16 protein-coding genes and 1 pseudogene are annotated in these 15,927 nt (G+C 62.8%); 7 read left to right on the forward strand and 10 right to left on the reverse strand.

Features of this window, described 5'->3' with window-relative positions:
* The first annotated feature begins 134 nt into the window (after nt 1–134).
* Both ACYHH6_RS02765 and ACYHH6_RS02770 read left to right on the forward strand, forming a co-directional pair.
* Nucleotides 135–698 carry a peroxidase-related enzyme gene (locus tag ACYHH6_RS02765; protein ID WP_352586636.1) on the forward strand — a complete coding sequence of 188 codons (564 nt, stop codon included), beginning with the start codon at nt 135–137 and terminating at the stop codon, nt 696–698.
* A gap of 173 nt (nt 699–871) precedes the next feature.
* Nucleotides 872–1,195, forward strand: a complete 324-nt coding sequence (locus ACYHH6_RS02770) for a YciI family protein (RefSeq protein ID WP_352586569.1) — start codon at nt 872–874, stop codon at nt 1,193–1,195.
* Nucleotides 1,196–1,284: 89 nt separating this feature from the next.
* Here ACYHH6_RS02770 and ACYHH6_RS02775 read toward each other — a convergent pair whose 3' ends face one another.
* Complete coding sequence (locus tag ACYHH6_RS02775) at nt 1,285–1,899, reverse strand: LysE family translocator (protein ID WP_352586568.1); 615 nt, start codon at nt 1,897–1,899, stop codon at nt 1,285–1,287.
* A gap of 173 nt (nt 1,900–2,072) precedes the next feature.
* Here ACYHH6_RS02775 and ACYHH6_RS02780 point away from each other — a divergent pair, with 173 nt between their 5' ends.
* Together ACYHH6_RS02780 and ACYHH6_RS02785 are read left to right on the forward strand one after the other, a co-directional pair.
* The gene (locus ACYHH6_RS02780) at nt 2,073–3,107 is read left to right on the forward strand and encodes an L-idonate 5-dehydrogenase (RefSeq protein WP_352586567.1); all 1,035 of its coding nucleotides are present in this window, start codon (nt 2,073–2,075) and stop codon (nt 3,105–3,107) included.
* 342 nt (nt 3,108–3,449) lie between these two features.
* Entirely contained in the window at nt 3,450–4,076 is a 627-nt protein-coding gene (locus ACYHH6_RS02785; protein WP_352586566.1) for a DUF1062 domain-containing protein, read from the forward strand.
* Between the two features lie 60 nt (nt 4,077–4,136).
* Here ACYHH6_RS02785 and typA read toward each other — a convergent pair whose 3' ends face one another.
* Entirely contained in the window at nt 4,137–5,966 is a 1,830-nt protein-coding gene (gene typA, locus ACYHH6_RS02790) for a translational GTPase TypA (RefSeq protein WP_112561307.1), read from the reverse strand.
* Nucleotides 5,967–6,162: 196 nt separating this feature from the next.
* On the opposite strand from typA, the gene ACYHH6_RS02795 reads away from it, so the two are divergent.
* Entirely contained in the window at nt 6,163–6,441 is a 279-nt protein-coding gene (locus ACYHH6_RS02795; protein ID WP_352586565.1) for a hypothetical protein, read from the forward strand.
* Nucleotides 6,442–6,610: 169 nt separating this feature from the next.
* On the opposite strand, the gene ACYHH6_RS02800 is transcribed toward ACYHH6_RS02795, so the two are convergent.
* Together ACYHH6_RS02800 and ACYHH6_RS02805 are read right to left on the reverse strand one after the other, a co-directional pair.
* A complete protein-coding gene (locus tag ACYHH6_RS02800) occupies nt 6,611–8,185 on the reverse strand; it encodes an alkaline phosphatase D family protein (protein WP_352586564.1) in 1,575 nt (524 codons plus the stop codon).
* A gap of 320 nt (nt 8,186–8,505) precedes the next feature.
* Nucleotides 8,506–9,789 (reverse strand): MFS transporter, encoded by a 1,284-nt coding sequence (locus ACYHH6_RS02805; RefSeq protein WP_352586563.1) that lies wholly within the window; start codon nt 9,787–9,789, stop codon nt 8,506–8,508.
* A 74-nt stretch (nt 9,790–9,863) separates the two neighbouring features.
* Here ACYHH6_RS02805 and ACYHH6_RS02810 point away from each other — a divergent pair, with 74 nt between their 5' ends.
* Together ACYHH6_RS02810 and ACYHH6_RS02815 are read left to right on the forward strand one after the other, a co-directional pair.
* Nucleotides 9,864–10,481, forward strand: a complete 618-nt coding sequence (locus tag ACYHH6_RS02810; RefSeq protein WP_352586562.1) for a TetR/AcrR family transcriptional regulator — start codon at nt 9,864–9,866, stop codon at nt 10,479–10,481.
* A 263-nt stretch (nt 10,482–10,744) separates the two neighbouring features.
* Nucleotides 10,745–11,341, forward strand: a complete 597-nt coding sequence (locus ACYHH6_RS02815) for a hypothetical protein (protein ID WP_352586561.1) — start codon at nt 10,745–10,747, stop codon at nt 11,339–11,341.
* Nucleotides 11,342–11,603: 262 nt separating this feature from the next.
* On the opposite strand, the gene ppa is transcribed toward ACYHH6_RS02815, so the two are convergent.
* The 6 genes and pseudogenes from ppa to ACYHH6_RS02845 form a co-directional block, all read right to left on the reverse strand.
* The gene (gene ppa / locus ACYHH6_RS02820) at nt 11,604–12,137 is read right to left on the reverse strand and encodes an inorganic diphosphatase (protein WP_192254916.1); all 534 of its coding nucleotides are present in this window, start codon (nt 12,135–12,137) and stop codon (nt 11,604–11,606) included.
* A gap of 128 nt (nt 12,138–12,265) precedes the next feature.
* Nucleotides 12,266–12,772, reverse strand: coding sequence for a GNAT family N-acetyltransferase (locus ACYHH6_RS02825; RefSeq protein WP_352586560.1), 507 nt, complete (start codon nt 12,770–12,772; stop codon nt 12,266–12,268).
* 168 nt (nt 12,773–12,940) lie between these two features.
* Nucleotides 12,941–13,579 (reverse strand): TPM domain-containing protein, encoded by a 639-nt coding sequence (locus ACYHH6_RS02830; protein ID WP_352586559.1) that lies wholly within the window; start codon nt 13,577–13,579, stop codon nt 12,941–12,943.
* A 5-nt stretch (nt 13,580–13,584) separates the two neighbouring features.
* On the reverse strand, nt 13,585–14,478 hold the full coding sequence (locus ACYHH6_RS02835; protein WP_352586558.1) for a TPM domain-containing protein: 894 nt from the start codon (nt 14,476–14,478) through the stop codon (nt 13,585–13,587).
* Between the two features lie 51 nt (nt 14,479–14,529).
* A pseudogene (locus ACYHH6_RS02840) lies at nt 14,530–14,997 on the reverse strand (TPM domain-containing protein); the annotation flags it as partial.
* A gap of 49 nt (nt 14,998–15,046) precedes the next feature.
* A complete protein-coding gene (locus tag ACYHH6_RS02845) occupies nt 15,047–15,862 on the reverse strand; it encodes a TPM domain-containing protein (protein ID WP_352586556.1) in 816 nt (271 codons plus the stop codon).
* Nucleotides 15,863–15,927 lie beyond the last annotated feature (65 nt).

Genomic DNA, 15,927 nt, shown 5'->3' on the forward strand with positions numbered 1-15,927 from the left:
TTGCGATTATGGTAGCAGATGACTGCTGTTTGGCGACAAAGGTTTGACGGCTTGCGAAGATTATTCGGAATTTTGGCTGATATCAGCGACGAGTGAGGAGAACGGCCCCCATGACCGGCAAGACCCCCGCCAGCATGAGCAGAAAGATCACGGCACTTGACCTCGCCCCTGGCGAACTCAGCGATGCGACAAAAGCCTACTTCGCCAAATGCGAGGAGAAGCTCGGCCTCGTTCCCAACGTGCTTCTGTCCTATGCCTTCGACGAGAAGAAGCTGCGCGCCTTCACCGACACCTACAACGACCTGATGCTGGGCGATTCGGGCCTGTCGAAGGTGGAACGCGAGATGATCGCGGTCGTCGTCTCCTCGATCAACCATTGCTATTACTGCCTGACCGCGCATGGCGCGGCGGTGCGCCAGCTTTCCGGCGACCCGGCTTTCGGCGAGATGATGGTGATGAATTTCCGCGCCGCCAATCTGTCGCCGAAGCAGACAGCGATGCTCGAATTCGCCGTCAAGCTGACCGAAGAGCCGGCCAGGATCGTCGAGGCGGACCGGGCGGCCCTACGCAACGCCGGCTTCACCAACCGCGACATCTGGGACATCGCCTCCACCGCCGCCTTCTTCAACATGTCGAACCGCGTCGCCGCCGCGATCGACATGCGCCCGAACGACGAATACCACGCCATGGCGCGCTGACGGACCGCCAGCACCTATAAACTAGCGATTACGCATTCTCATTGCGTCTCCGCCATTTTGGTCCGATGATTAACGATTGCGGTGGCCGCATATCAACGATTGCGGCAAGGCCGCATATCGCAGGGCGGCGCGGCCGCATGCCGGTTCGACGCTGCCGATCAAGGGAGGAGAACATGGCGAAGTTTCTCTATGTCTATCACGGCTCGGGCAAGATGCCGACCGAGGAGGCCGAACGGAAAGCGGCAACGGATGCCTGGACGGACTGGTATGGCAAGCTCGGCTCGGCCGTCGTCGACGGTGGCAATCCGGTCGGCATGTCGAAGATGGTGCTGCCCGGCGGCAAGGTCGAGAACAATGGCGGCAGCAATCCCACCGCCGGCTACACCATCGTCGAAGCAAAGGACATCAACGATGCCGTCGCCAAGGCCAAGGACTGTCCCATCCTGATGGACCCGGCCTTCAGCGTCGAGATCGCGCCGATCATCGAAATGATGTGACGTGCCGTTTGTTCCAGCATGATCTTCGGAACCAAAGCAAACCGGGTTTCGCTTTTCGCTGACCCGGTCCTTCGGTTCCGGATCATGCCCTATGACCGCGCTGCGATCGCCGCCGCGGCACCGGCCATCGTTGTGGCACTGATGCGATTGGCGATCTTCATGGCGCGCTTGCTTTTCAGGAGCTTGCGCGCCTGCGAGGCCGCGAGCACCCGGGCGAGATCGATGGCGATCAGAACCACCGCCATCGTCGCCGTCAGCTCGACCCAGCCGACGATGCTGACCGAAGCCAGGTCGATGATGGTCGGCAGCAGCGCCAGATAGAACATCATGATTTTGGGATTGCCCAATGTCACCGCCATGCCGGCCAAGAACAGTTTTGTCGCCGAATCCTCGCGTGGCATCTCGCCTTCTTTCGCCTCGACGGGCGCGGTCCACATCTTCCAGGCGAGATAAGCGAGATAGGCGACGCCCACCCATTTCACAACGACGAAGGCAAAATGGAAAGTCTGCGCCACGATAGCCAGCCCGAACACCGCCAGCGACAGCCAGATGCCCTCGCCGATCCACATGGCAAACAGGAACGGGAACACATCGCGAAAGCCCTTTGAAATGACGCGCGCAACCAGCGCGGCGATCGACGGGCCTGGCGAGCCGGCAGCGACGAACAAAGCGGCGGCGAAGATCAGAAGCGAGGTGAGGTGCATGACAGGATCTCGGTATTGGTCAAGCGACAATAGCCCGACTCCGGGCGGCTTGGCAAAGCAGACGCGGTTCTTCGCCCCCACGCGAGTGGAGGAGGAACCCAAGTCCTGCGGCGCGCGACAATCTCAGCCGCCGGACCTTGCCCGCACCTATGGTTTGAGAAAGGATCGCGGCCATGAAATCAATCGTCATCCACGCGGCAAAAGACCTTCGCATCGAGGAGACCGATCCGGGCGTGTTGGGCGCCGGACAGGTCGAGATTTCAGTCGAGGCCGGCGGCATTTGCGGTTCGGACCTGCACTATTACAATCATGGTGGCTTCGGCGTGGTCCGCCTGCGCGAGCCGATGATCCTGGGACATGAGGTTGCCGGCACGGTGAGAGCGCTTGGCGCTGGTGTCTCAAGCCTCACCGTCGGCGACCGCGTCGCGATTTCGCCCACCCGGCCCTGCAATGCTTGCCGCTACTGCCTGCAAGGCATGCAGAACCAATGCCTCAACATGCGCTTTTACGGCAGCGCCATGCCGATGCCGCATATACAGGGCGCCTTCCGCCAGCGACTCGTCGCCGAGGCTTGGCAATGCCACAAAATAGCGGACCATGTCTCCATCAACGAAGCTGCCTTCGCCGAGCCCTTCGCGGTGACGCTGCACGCCGTGAACCGCGCCGGCTCGCTGCTCGGCAAGCGGGTGCTGGTCACCGGCAGCGGACCGATCGGCGCGCTCTGCATCCTGGCTGCGCGCGTCCACGGCGCGCGCGAGATCGTCGCCACCGATGTCATGGACGCCGTTCTGGTCAAGGCCCGTGAGATCGGCGCCGACCGCACCATCAATGTCGCCACCGACGGCGCCAGCCTCGCCGCCTACAACATCGAAAAGGGCAGTTTCGACGTCATGTTCGAGTGCTCCGGCAACGAGCGCGCGGTGCGGGCGGGGTTCGACGTGCTGAAGCCGCGCGGTGTGCTCGTTCAGCTCGGCCTTGGCGGCGACATGTCCCTGCCACAGAATCTCATCGTCGCCAAGGAGATCGAGATGCGCGGCTCCTTCCGTTTCCACGATGAGTTCGCGCTGGCCGTCGACCTGATCAACAACCGCCGCGTCGACGTCAAGCCGCTGCTGACCGGCATCTATCCGATGGACGAGGCGGTTGCGGCGTTCGAGATCGCCGGCGACCGCACCCAATCCATGAAGGTGCAGATCGCCTTCGCCTGAGCATGGCGGAACACCCGCTATGAGCCTTGCCCGCGTGGCATCTTGTCGCTAGAAGAGCCGTCCCGACATCCATTTCGAGCTTCACTTTGCCTCAGTAACCACCGGTCTCGCCAACTCCCCTGATCACACCTGGCAGGGCGCCGCCATCAGCGGAGCCTGCTCCATTTTCACGTGTTCCTCAGGCGGCGGTTCGAGACCGGTTTGGCACTGCTGAACCGCTGTCGCGTGGCTCCGCCCGTGACACCTGACTTCCGACCATAGCTAGCTCTCGCCACGCCGTGCCCGTATGGGCATCTCGACATCGCCGGCCTGAAGAACTTCCCGACTGGAAGGTTTTTCGGCTTGTCTCGACATCTCGCTATCCGCTGGACGATCGCGCCCTGCACGGCACCTCGACCTCTCATCAACTGCAACCGCTGCGGCACGGTGAAGGCCTATTGCTGCAGCGACAAATTCCGCGTCAACGCCAATGGCAAGCGCATCGACGTCTGGCTGATCTATCGCTGTATCGACTGCGACAATTCGTGGAATTTCGGCATTTTCGAACGCTGCAACCGCCTCGACATCGAACCGGCGCTGCTGGCTGCCCTTGAAAGCAACGACCCGGCCCTCGCCCGCCGCCACGCCTTCGATGTCGTGACGTTGCGAAGCCGGGTTGGCCGCGTCGAGGAGTTTTCCGACGTCGCCATTCACAAACAGAGGCTCGGCGACGAGGGCGAACGCGCCGGCGCACTCGAACTCAGGCTCGCGCTGGAAATGCCGACATCGCTGCGACTCGACCGTTTGCTTGCCGGCGAGCTCGGCATCTCACGGTCGAGGCTTCAGGCGCTGGAGGAGAAGCGATTGCTGGTGGTTGATCCGGAAGGGGCCAAGGCTTTGCGCAAGCCGGCCCGCAACGGCACCACCGTGCGGATTGATCTCGCCAGCGAAGCCGACCGCAAAGCTATCATCTCAGCGGCCAGCGGATAAACGAAAGGGGCGAAGCATGTTGGTGCTTCGCCCCGTCCCATATCCGGAAAAATCAGACGATTAAGCCGCGCCGACCACTTTCGCCGACTTCTCGAAGCGCTTGCGCTCGTTCGGGTCGAGATAGAGCTTGCGCAGGCGGATGGTCTTCGGCGTCACCTCTACCAGCTCGTCGTCCTGGATCCAGGCCAGCGCGCGCTCAAGAGTCATGCGGATCGGCGGCGTCAGCTTGACCGCCTCATCCTTGCCGGCGGCGCGGATGTTGGTCAGCTTCTTGCCCTTCAGCACATTCACTTCGAGGTCGTTGTCACGGCTATGGATGCCGATGATCATGCCCTGATAGACCTTGACGCCCGGGTCGATGACCATCGGGCCGCGGTCTTCCAGGTTCCACATGGCGTAGGCCACTGCTTCGCCCTGTTCGTTGGAGATCAGCACGCCGTTGGTGCGGCCCGGCAGTTCGCCCTTGTAGGGCTGGTAGGCATGGAACAGCCGGTTCATCACGGCGGTGCCGCGCGTGTCGGTCAACAGTTCCGACTGGTAGCCGATCAGGCCGCGCGTCGGCGCGTGGAAGACGATGCGCTGGCGGTTGCCGCCGGAGGGGCGCAGTTCGACCATCTCGGCCTTACGCTCCGACATCTTCTGCACGACGATGCCGGCATGCTCCTCGTCGACGTCGATGACGACTTCCTCGACCGGCTCCAGCAATTCGCCGTTCTCGCCGTTCTGCATGACGACGCGGGGACGCGACACGGCGATCTCAAAGCCTTCGCGGCGCATCGTCTCGATCAGCACGGCCAGCTGCAATTCGCCACGGCCGGAGACGAAGAACGAATCCTTATCGGGCGATTCCTCGATCTTCAGCGCGACATTGCCTTCGGCTTCGCGCAGCAGGCGGTCGCGGATGACGCGGCTGGTCACCTTATCGCCTTCGGTGCCGGCGAGCGGCGAGTCATTGACCAGGAAGGACATGGTCACGGTCGGCGGATCGATCGGCTGCGCATGCAGCGGTTCGGTCACCGCCGGGTCGCAGAAGGTGTCGGCAACGGTGCCTTTCGACAGGCCGGCAATGGCGACGATGTCGCCCGCCTGCGCCTCCTCGATCGGCTGGCGCTCGAGGCCACGGAAAGCGAGGATCTTGGAAATACGACCGGTTTCGACCAGCGTGCCGTCATGGTGCAGCACCTTGACCGGCTGGTTGGACTTCAACGTGCCGCTCTCGATGCGGCCGGTGATGATGCGGCCAAGGAAGGGATTGGCTTCCAGAATGGTGCCGATCATGCGGAACGGACCCGGGTGAACGGTCGGCGCCGGCACATGCTTGATAACGAGATCGAACAGCGGCGCCAGGCCCTGGTCCTTCGGGCCTTCCGGGTTTTCGGAGACCCAGCCATCGCGGCCCGAACCGTAGAGGATCGGGAAGTCGAGCTGCTCGTCGGTGGCGTCGAGCGCGGCAAACAGGTCGAACACCTCGTTGACTACCTCGACGTGTCGGGCATCCGGACGGTCGATCTTGTTGATGACGACGATCGGCTTCAGGCCGACCTTGAGCGCCTTGCCGACGACGAATTTGGTCTGCGGCATCGGGCCCTCGGCGGCGTCGACCAGCACGATGGCCGAATCCACCATCGACAGGATGCGCTCGACCTCACCGCCGAAATCGGCGTGGCCGGGGGTGTCGACGATATTGATGCGGGTATCCTTCCAGTCGACCGAGGTCGCCTTGGCCAGGATGGTGATGCCGCGTTCCTTTTCCAGGTCGTTGGAATCCATGGCGCGCTCGGCGACGCGCTGATTGTCGCGGAAGGAGCCGGATTGCCGGAGCAACTGGTCGACGAGGGTGGTTTTTCCATGGTCGACGTGCGCGATGATCGCGATATTACGAATTTTCATGTTGTGGTCTCGGGAGCGTTGCAGGCAGCAGGCCAAAAGGCGCCGCCTCTTTCGGTTGCGCGGCTCATACAGGGTTTTTCGCAATTGCGAAAGAGGAGGCGCATCACCAAATACTCATCAAATCTTAAGCATCTCGGTGTGAGATGGTTTTGTTAACCAAGGCGGAACCTTTCGGGGTCCGGGCTGTTCGACATTCATGACCGACAAACTCAACCGATTTTGGCCACTCATCGCTTCGGTCGCATTCGCTGCCGTGCTGGCCGCCAATGCCGCCCAGTCGGCCGCGGCGCTGAAGGAAGCCAATCCTGCTTCGTCGTCCGACCAGACGGCCGAGCAGATGTTTGCCGACGCCCCTGATGGCGTCGACCCCGTGGTTACCGGCCCGGTCAGCGCCTACTTCAAGCAGAGGCAGCAGGTTGCCGGCTGCGACAGCGCGGTTTGGCCAAAGATTCCGACGGTTTGTTACCCGGATTGAGGGTGCGCTTTACCCTCCCCCTTGTGGGGAGGGTCGATCCGCGAAGCGGATCGGGGTGGGGGTGCTCCCACAGACGCCGGCGCTTCACCCCCACCCCGTCTCGCCAGCTTCGCTCCGCGAAGCCGCCTCGCCGACCCTCCCCACAAGGGGGAGGGTAAAAAAGGCCCTCCTACGCCGACCGCACCGGATCCAGTGTCACCTTGTAGAGCTCGTTATCATCACGATCCATCAGCCGCACCGTCAGCTGCTCGGTCGCCCCTGAAATGTCGACCAGCCCAAAGAACTGCAGGCCGGCCGATGGCGGCAGGTTCTGGCCCTGTTCGGCGTTCGGCGCCTTGATGAATTTCAGCTCCGGGCCGAACGTCATGTCGAAATCGTTGGGGCCGAACGTGCCGGCATGGATCGGGCCGGAGACGAATTCCCAGAACGGATTGAAGTCCTGGAACTGCGCCTTGTCGGGGTTGTAGTAGTGCGCGGCCGTGTAGTGCACGTCGGCCGTCAGCCACACTGTGTTGGTGATGCCGGCGTTCTTGATGTAGCGCAACAGGTCGGCGATCTCGAGCTCGCGGCCCTTTGGCAGGCCGTTGTCGCCATTGCTGACGGCTTCCGCGCCGACCTTCTTGGTGCCGTCGTCCCAGACGACGAGGCCGAGCGGCATGTCGGCGGCGATGATCTTCCAGGTCGCCTTGGAGTTGGTCAGTTCGCGCTTCAGCCATTTGGTCTGCTGTTCGCCGAGCATACGGGACTCCGGCGTCATGGTGTCCTGCATGTCAGGGCCGTTGGGGCCGCGATAGGAGCGCATGTCGAGGAAGAACACGTCGAGCAGCGGCCCATGGGATATCTTACGATAGACGCGGCCCGGCTCCGACGGTTCGTAGCGGATCGTCGTCATCTCATGGAAGGCGCGCGCCGCACGCGCCGCCAGCACATGGATGGATTTTTCGGTGTAGCGGCTGTCGGCGCTCAAATCCTTCGAATCCGACCAGTTGTTCAGCACTTCGTGGTCGTCCCACTGGTAGAAGTTCGGGCAGATGGCGCTCAGGGCGAGAACGTTCTTGTCCATCATGTTGTACTTCCACTGGTCGCGGTACTCGTCCAGCGTCTCGGCCACCTTGCGCTTGCCGTCGATGAGGACGACGTTCTTCCATTTGCCGCCGCCAGGCAGGTCGACCTCATCCTTCATGGCGCCATCGGCATAGATCGTGTCGCCGGAATGCAGGAAGAAGTCAGGCGTGTGCTTGGCGATGGTGGCGTAGGTCTTCATGCCGGTCTCGTCGATGCCCCAGCCCTGGCCGGCCGTGTCGCCCGACCAGGCAAACTTGATGTCGCGCTTCGAGGCCGGTGCAGTGCGGAAGCGCCCGACGATCGGCTCGGAAACGACATTGATGTCGGCGAGGTCGGCGGCCGTCATGCGGTAGAAGATGTCCTGGTCGGCAGCCAAGTCGGTGAGCAGCCGCTTGACCGTAAAGTCGCTGGCCGGCGAGGTATCGAGCGGCGCCAGCCGGGTGGCGTTGGCGAAATTCTCGGTCGACGACACTTCGAACATGACGCGCGAGGGTCGATCGGTGCGCGTCCACACCATGCCGCTCGAGGCATCGACATCGCCGGACTGGACGCCATGGGTAAAGGCCGGGCGCTGGCTGGCGCGCGAATAATAGGGCAAAGCGAGGCCCGATGCGCCGAGCAGACCGGCCGCACTCGCTGAGGTGACGAAAGCGCGGCGGGTCATCGAGATCTTGTTCATGGCTGTCTCCTGATGGCTTGAACGTCCGCCACCAGCGTCCAGCCTCAATGTTTCAGCCGCATCTCGGAAAGATGAAGTTTTGATAACAATGAACAGTCGAACTGCTGATCTCCCCCCTCGTGGGGGAGATGGCCGGCAGGCCAGAGGGGGGCGCGAAGGATCGCCAGCCACTCGGGTGCTTGCCGGCCAAGCGCCGGCTTAACGATTCGATTGAACGGAAAACACGAAGATTGAACTGATAACTCGGCGGGACAGCGCCCCCCTCTGCCCTGCCGGGCATCTCCCCCACAAGGGGGGAGATCAGCGCTCCACCGTCGCGCTCAAGCCACCTGCGGCTCCGGGTCGAAGGCCGGCCGGCTCGTATTGATCAGCAGCGACAGACACGCCGCCACAATCGCCGTCATGCCGGCAATCAGGAAGGCCAGTTCATAATTGCCCTGCAATTCCCGCATGGTGCCGCCGAAGGCTGCGGCGGCTGCCGCACCGACCTGATGACCGGCGACGATCCAGCCGAACACGATCGGGCCGCTGCGGTCGCCGAAGGCTTCGTTGGCGAGCCGCAGCGTCGGCGGCACGGTGGCGATCCAGTCGAGGCCGTAGAGCACGGCAAAGATGATCAGGCTGGTCGCCGAGAAGCCGGAATAGGGCAGGTAGATCAGCGACAGGCCGCGAATGCCATAGTAGACACCGAGCAGCTTGCGCGGGTCGAAACGGTCGGTGAGCCAGCCCGACAGCGTCGTGCCGATCAGGTCGAAAATGCCCATCATCGACAAAAGGCCGGCCGCCTGCACCTCGCCGATGCCCATGTCGCCGCAAAAGGAGATCAGATGGGTGCCGACCAGCCCGTTGGTCGTGAATCCGCAGACGAAGAAGGTGGCGAACAGATACCAGAATACCCTGGTTCCCGCGGCGCGGCGCAGCGTGTTCAGCGTATGCGCCAGGAAATTGCCTTGCGAGGCCGGCGACACCGGCGGCACGTCATCGGCCTCGGCGCCATAGCGCACCATGCCGATCGAAGCCGGGCGCTCCGGCACCAGCAGCCAGACCAGCGGCAACAGACAGGCGGTGGCGACAGAGACGGCGATGGCAACCGGCTGCCAGCCGCCCGACTGGGCGAGCGAGGCGAGCAGCGGCAGGAACACCAGCAAGCCGGTGGCGCTGGAGGCTGACATCAGCCCCATGACAAGACCGCGATTGGTCTTGAACCAGCGATTGACGATGGTGGCGCCAAGCACCGTAGCAACAGCACCGGAGCCGATGCCGGAAAACACCCCCCAGGTGATGAACAAGTGCCAAGGCTCGGTCATCAGCAGGCTGAGCGCGGTTGAGCCCGACATGACCACCAGCGAGGCCAGCAGCGTGCGGCGCAGACCGATACGCTCCATCAATGCGGCGGCGAACGGCCCGGTCAGGCCATAGAGGAAGATGCCGATGGCAGCGGCAATCGAAACGGTATCCCGTCCCCAGCCGAAGCTTTTGTCCAGCGGCAGCATCATCACGGAGGGAGCCGAACGCAGACCGGCCGCGATCAGCAGGCAGAGGAAGATGACGCCGACCACGACGAAAGCGTAGCGCTGGCCAAAGGGACGGGATTGAGCTATCATGTTACTGACCGGTACGTTGCAGGGTGGAGGCAGGTATATGTACCGATCGGTAACATTGTCAATCGAGTCATATGATGCCAACGGACAAAAATATTGAACTGACCATCAACGACGGTCATGCAGCGGCGCCGCCCAAGGCTGCCAAGAAGATCCTCGACGTCGCCTACGACCTGTTTTACCGGCGCGGCATCAGGGCGATCGGCGTCGACGAAATCGTCAAGCGCGCCGGCGTGACCAAGCCCAGCCTCTACCGCAGCTTTCCCTCCAAGGACGAGCTCGCCGCCTCCTATCTGCGGCAATATGACCGTGAATATTGGGAGCGTTTCGACGAAGCCGTGGCCGCTCATCCCGGCAACCCGCGCGCGCAGATCAGCGCCTTCCTGACCCGCGTCGGCAAGCGTACGCAAAGACCGGACTATCGCGGCTGCGGCATGACCAACGCGGCGGTGGAATACCCGGAACACGGCCATCCGGCACGCGTCGTCAGCGAAGCCAACAAGCAGGAACTACGCCGCCGCTTGCGCGAAATGGCGGCAGCAATGGGTGCACAAGACCCTGACACGCTGGGCGACGGCCTGCTGCTTCTGATCGAGGGCGCCTATATCAGCGGCCAGCTGTTCGGCCTTGGCGGCCCGGCGGCATCGGTGGCGCGCAACGCCGACCTGCTGATCGAAGCCAGCTTGAAGAAATAACATTTTCGAGCGTTGGCGCCGCCCCTCACCTGCCTGCCGGCATCCTCTCCCCGTAAACGGGGCGAGGGGCGCTCCCATCACCGATTTCGCCAATCACCAACGTTGCAAGAGTATCGCTGGGGCGCGGCCAGCCTCTTTCTCCCCGTTCACGGGGAGAAATGCCCGGCAGGGCAATGAGGGGCGGCGCCAACCGCTGATAGCGCACGCTAGGCCTGTCGAAAATTTGACGATAGGCTGGAACGAACTCCACGGGAGACGTCCACATGCGCACCCTGCTGCTTGTCCCCTTTGCCCTTGCCGCCCTCTGCCAGGCAGCCCATTCCGACGGCATATCCAGCGCCTACACCGATCTCGACTCGCAAAAGGATTGCGTGACCTATGCGCAGGCGGAGGAAGGCGACGGCGACTGGGCTGAACTCGCCTGCGCCGGCTATCGCGGCTATCCCGTGCTGATCGCCTATGACGATGCGCGTGAATCGCTGTTTTACGGATTTCCGCCCGGCGGCGACATGACCTCGGTCTGGGAGAGCTTTTCCGGCTTCAACTCGTCCGGCGCCAAGATCGAATGGCGCATCGAGAGCAAGGGGGACGTCGCCGTTCCCTTCGCCGTCATCCACCGCCGCTCGATCGGCAACCCCGAGGACGAGAACAAGCCGACCGAAGTGCTGCTCGTCGCCAAGGTCGCCCAGATGGAAGCCCGCGATGGCTGCACCATCGGCCTTGTGCTCGCCACCGGCAACCCGCAAGCCAACGATCAGGCGCGCAAACTGGCGGATGAGAAAGCGAAGAGTTTCGCCTGCGGCAAGGACAAGCACACCGTCATTGGCGATGTGCCGGCGTTTGGTAGGGTGGATAACTAAGGGCCGTTCGCGTTGGAACGCCCCTTATGCAGTGTCGTCGGTTCGTGCTGCCCCTCATTGTCCTGCCGGACATTTCTCCCCGTATAGTGACGGGGAGAAAGACGCTGTCATCGCAGCTTTCGCCAACTCACACGTTGCAGAATGAGAAGCCGAGGACAGGGCTACTCCCTTCTCCCCGTCACTACACGGGGAGAAGGTGCCGGCAGGCGGATGAGGGGCGGCGCCGTGCTTAGCGGCCGCTCGCACCCCCAAGCGTCGCCGCCTACTTCGCCGCCTTCGCCCGCGCGATCGCGTCGATAATCATCTTCTTGGCGTATTTGGAATCGTGCCAGCCTTCGATCTTGACCCATTTGCCGGGTTCGAGATCCTTGTAGTGCTCGAAGAAGTGCTGCACCTGGTCACGGGTGATCTCGGGTAGCTGCGTGTATTCGGTGACGTTTTCGTAGCGCAGCGTCAGCTTTGGTGAGGGCACGGCGATGATCTTCTCGTCCTGGCCGGCATTGTCTTCCATGATCAAGACGCCGATCGGCCGCACATTGATGACGCAGCCCGGCACCAGCGCGCGCGTGTTGCAGACCAGAACGTCGATCGGGTCGCCATCGCCCGAAAGCGTGTGCGGCACGAAGCCGTAATTGCCGGGGTAGCGCATCGAGGTGTGCAGGAAGCGGTCGACGAACAGTGTGCCGGCCTCCTTGTCCATCTCGTATTTGATCGGCTCGCCGCCGATCGGCACCTCGATGATGACGTTGACGTCGTCAGGCGGATTCTTTCCGCTGGCAATGGCTTCAATGCGCATGGCTCAATCCCTCTCTCGATTTCCAAGATCGATAGCGGGCGAAGCGCAGCCGCGCAATGCGGCGATTGGTACGCAGCGCTCATGGAAGCGCACAGTTTGTGAATGGGCTGTAACCGAGGCGGCGCCTGCTATTCCCAGACGAAGGCGACCTTCTTCAGCGCCTTCTGCTCGAAAATCTCGACGCCCTCGGCAACATCGCGGCCGCCGGCGCCGGCATAGAAGGCGAGCGCGTTCTGGTTGTCTTCCAGCGCCCACACCACCATGCCTTTCAGACCGTGGTCGGCAAGCCGTGCCCGCGCCGCCTTGAACAGCCGGCTGCCGAGCCCGATGCCCTGATACTCCGGACGCAAATAAAGCTCGTATATCTCGCCCTGCTGCCGAAGTTCGCGCGCGCGGTTCTTGCCGATCGTGGCATAGCCGGCAATGGTGCCGCCGATCTCGACCACCAGCACGCTGGCGGCACGGCGAATCGCGTTCGCCCACCAGTCGGCGCCGCGACGGTTGATCATCGAGGTCAGCGAGCGATGCGGGATGATGCCGGAATAGGCGCCCTCCCAAGCCTGCTGATGCACGTCGGCGATGGCGCCAGCGTCGCGTGGTTCTGCCTTCCTGATGTCGATGCTCAGCGTATTCATGATTTGTTAACCATAAACCCGCATCGGCCATTTGCAAGAGTCGAGGCCAACTCGCCAACCGCTTTCTCACAGCCGACCACGACACTGGTGACATCGGGCAAAGCCTGCCTGAAAAACGCGCTCAGCCGAGGCGGTCAGGCGTGCGGCTGAGGTGCGTTCGCTGGCTTTTCATATCTCGACGAGATGATCGTCCAGCTCATTTGCGTCGCCTGACGTCACCGGGAAATGCTCGGCCAGCACCGCGCCGACCTGCCCGATCGCCTTGACGAAGCCGTCGGCGAGCCGGTCGTCGCCGGCATGCTGCGTAAGGTCGCGGATGACGCCGTCCCAGACATGCTGGCCGACCTTGCTGTTGATGCCCGAGTCGGCGACCACTTCGGCATAGCGTTCGGCGATCGACACGAAGACCAGCACGCCGGTGCGCGCCGTGGTGCGATGGACATTGCGGGCGAGGAACTGCCTGAGCGCATTGTCATGTGCCGCCTGATAACGCTGCCGGCGCGGCACCAGATGGATGCGCAAAGCGGGCAGCGCCCACAACAGCACTAGCACCGAGGCCAGCGCCAGCAGCTGTACAATGACGAAATGCGGCAGCCGGATCGACAGCCACCAGGCTTCCAGCCCATAGGCGACGGCGAGACTGACGATCAGCATGCCGGATGTCGCCATGAAGGCGGCCGGAAAGAAATAGCTGTCGCTGGCATGCGCGACGACGCAGTAGATCTCGCCGTCGGTTTTCGATTCGGCGGCACGGATCGCGGTGGCGATGCGCTGATGGTCCTGCGGGCTGATCGGTCGTGTTGCCATGTCTCTCACCAGCTCCCTGAAGACCCGCCACCGCCGGACGAACCGCCGCCACCTGAAAACCCACCGCCGCTGCTTGAGCCCGACGACCAGCTGCTGCCCGAACTTCCTGACGACCATCCACTGCCCGAGGACCAGCCCGACGACGAACTCGTTGTCCAGCTGCTTGAACCCGAAGACGATCCCCTCGGTCCCTGGCCATAGCGAAAAGTCATGCCCAGCCACTTATACACGCCCGGCGACAGCTTGGTGCCGAAGATCGGCGGCAGGAAGGCCATCGCCAGGCCGCCGAAGAACATCGTCGCCCACAGGATCAGGAAGATCGCGACGATAGGATCGATGGGCGTGCTGTTGTCGGCCGGATTGCGTTTGCCGCGCGCCTCCAGCTCTTCGGGATTGCCTTCCAGCACCATGACCATGTCGTCGACGGCTTTGGAAATGCCGCCGGAGAAATCGCCGGCACGGAAAGCCGGCACCATATCGTTTTCGATGATCAGTTTTGTGTGCAGATCGGTCAGCGTGCCTTCCAGCCCATAACCGACCTCGATGCGCATCTTGTGGTCGTTCGGCGCCACCAGCAAAAGCACGCCATTGTTCTCGCCGGCCTGGCCGAGCTTCCAGAAGCGGAACAGCCGGTTGGCGTAGGGCTCGATCTCCTCTCCGTCGAGACTGTTGATCGTTGCCACGACGATCTGGTCGGAGCCCTTTGTCTCGAAGTCGGCCAGTTTCTGGGTCAGCGCCGCCTCGGTCGCGGGGTCGATGATACCGGCATCGTCGACGACGCGACCGGTGAGCGCGGGCAACTCCGCCGCCATGGCGGTAAAGCCGAAGATCAACACCGCCAGGGCAAACAACGCACCGGCGGTGAAACGCCTGGAGAGGCTGATGATGGGCATCATCATATCGACACCGCCTCCAACGCTTCCGGATTGCCCTCAAGCGCCATGACTGTCCTCGAGCACCTTGATGATGTCGTCGACGGCCTTGGAAAGGCCACCGGAGAAATCGCCGGCGCGGAAGGCCGGCACCATGTCGTTTTCAATGATCCGTGTGGCGTGCGAATTGGTCAGCGCGCCCTCCAGCCCATAGCCGACCTCGATGCGCATCTTGCGATCGTTCCTGGCCACGAGCAGAAGCACGCCATTGTTCTTGCCCGCCTGGCCGAGCTGCCAGAAGTTGAACAGCCGGTTGGCGTAAGGTTCGATCTCCTCGCCGTCGAGGCTGTTGATCGTGGCGACGACGATCTGGTCGGAGCCTTTGGTCTCGAAATCCGCCAGCTTCTGCGTCAGCGCCGCCTCGGTCGCGGCGTCGATGATGTCGGCATTGTCGACGACACGACCGGTGAGTACGGGCAACTCCGCCGCCAGCGCTGCGAAGCCGACGAGCAACACCGCCAAGCCCAGCAAGGCAGCGCCGGTCATTGCGACGAGACGGCCATGCCAAGAACTGATGATGCGTGTGGTCATCTCGTCACCAGCTTCCCGAGGAGCCGCCGCCGCCGGACGAACCGCCACCGCCTGAAAAGCCGCCACCACCGCTTGAACCCGACGACCAGCCGCCGCCCGAACTGCCCGAAGACCAGCCGCTGCTGGATGACCGCTTGTGCGGCTCGAATGTCATGCCCAGCCAGCGATAGCGGCCGGGGCCGAGTTTCTTGCCGAAGATCGGCGGCAGGATGGAGGCCGCCATACTGCCGAAGAAGATGATCGCCCAGATGGTTATGAAGACGGTGAAGAACAGATTGTCCATGTCGATGGGCGGTTGCTCATTGCGCTTTCCGCGCGCCTCCAGTTCTTCCGGATTGCCTTCCAGCACCATCACCATGTCGTCGACGGCTTTGGAAATCCCGCCGGAGAAATCGCCGGCGCGAAACGCCGGCACCATGTCGTTTTCGATGATCAGCCTGGTGTGCAGGTCGGTGAGCGTGCCTTCCAGTCCATAACCAACCTCAATGCGCATCTTGCGGTCGTTCGGCGCCACCACAAGCAGCACGCCGTTGTTCTCCTTGGCCTGGCCGAGTTTCCAGAAGCGGAACAGCCGGTTGGCGTAAGGCTCGATCTCCTCCCCGTCGAGGCTGGGGATGGTGGCGACGACGATCTGATCGGAGCCTTTTGTCTCGAAGTCGGCGAGTTTTTGGGTGAGCGCCGCCTCGGTCGCGGCATCGATGATGCCGGCATTGTCGACGACACGGCCGGTCAGCGCGGGGAGATCGGCGGCGAAGGCTTTGAGGGGGAAGAGGAAGCAGAGAAGTATGCCAAGGAAGGCTAGGTAGGCGTTCCGTCCCACCCCCCTCTGGCCTGCCGGCCATCTCCCCCGCAAGGGGGGAGATCGGACGTCATCTGTGCTTTCGC

This window comes from Mesorhizobium sp. P171375 (assembly GCF_057786075.1).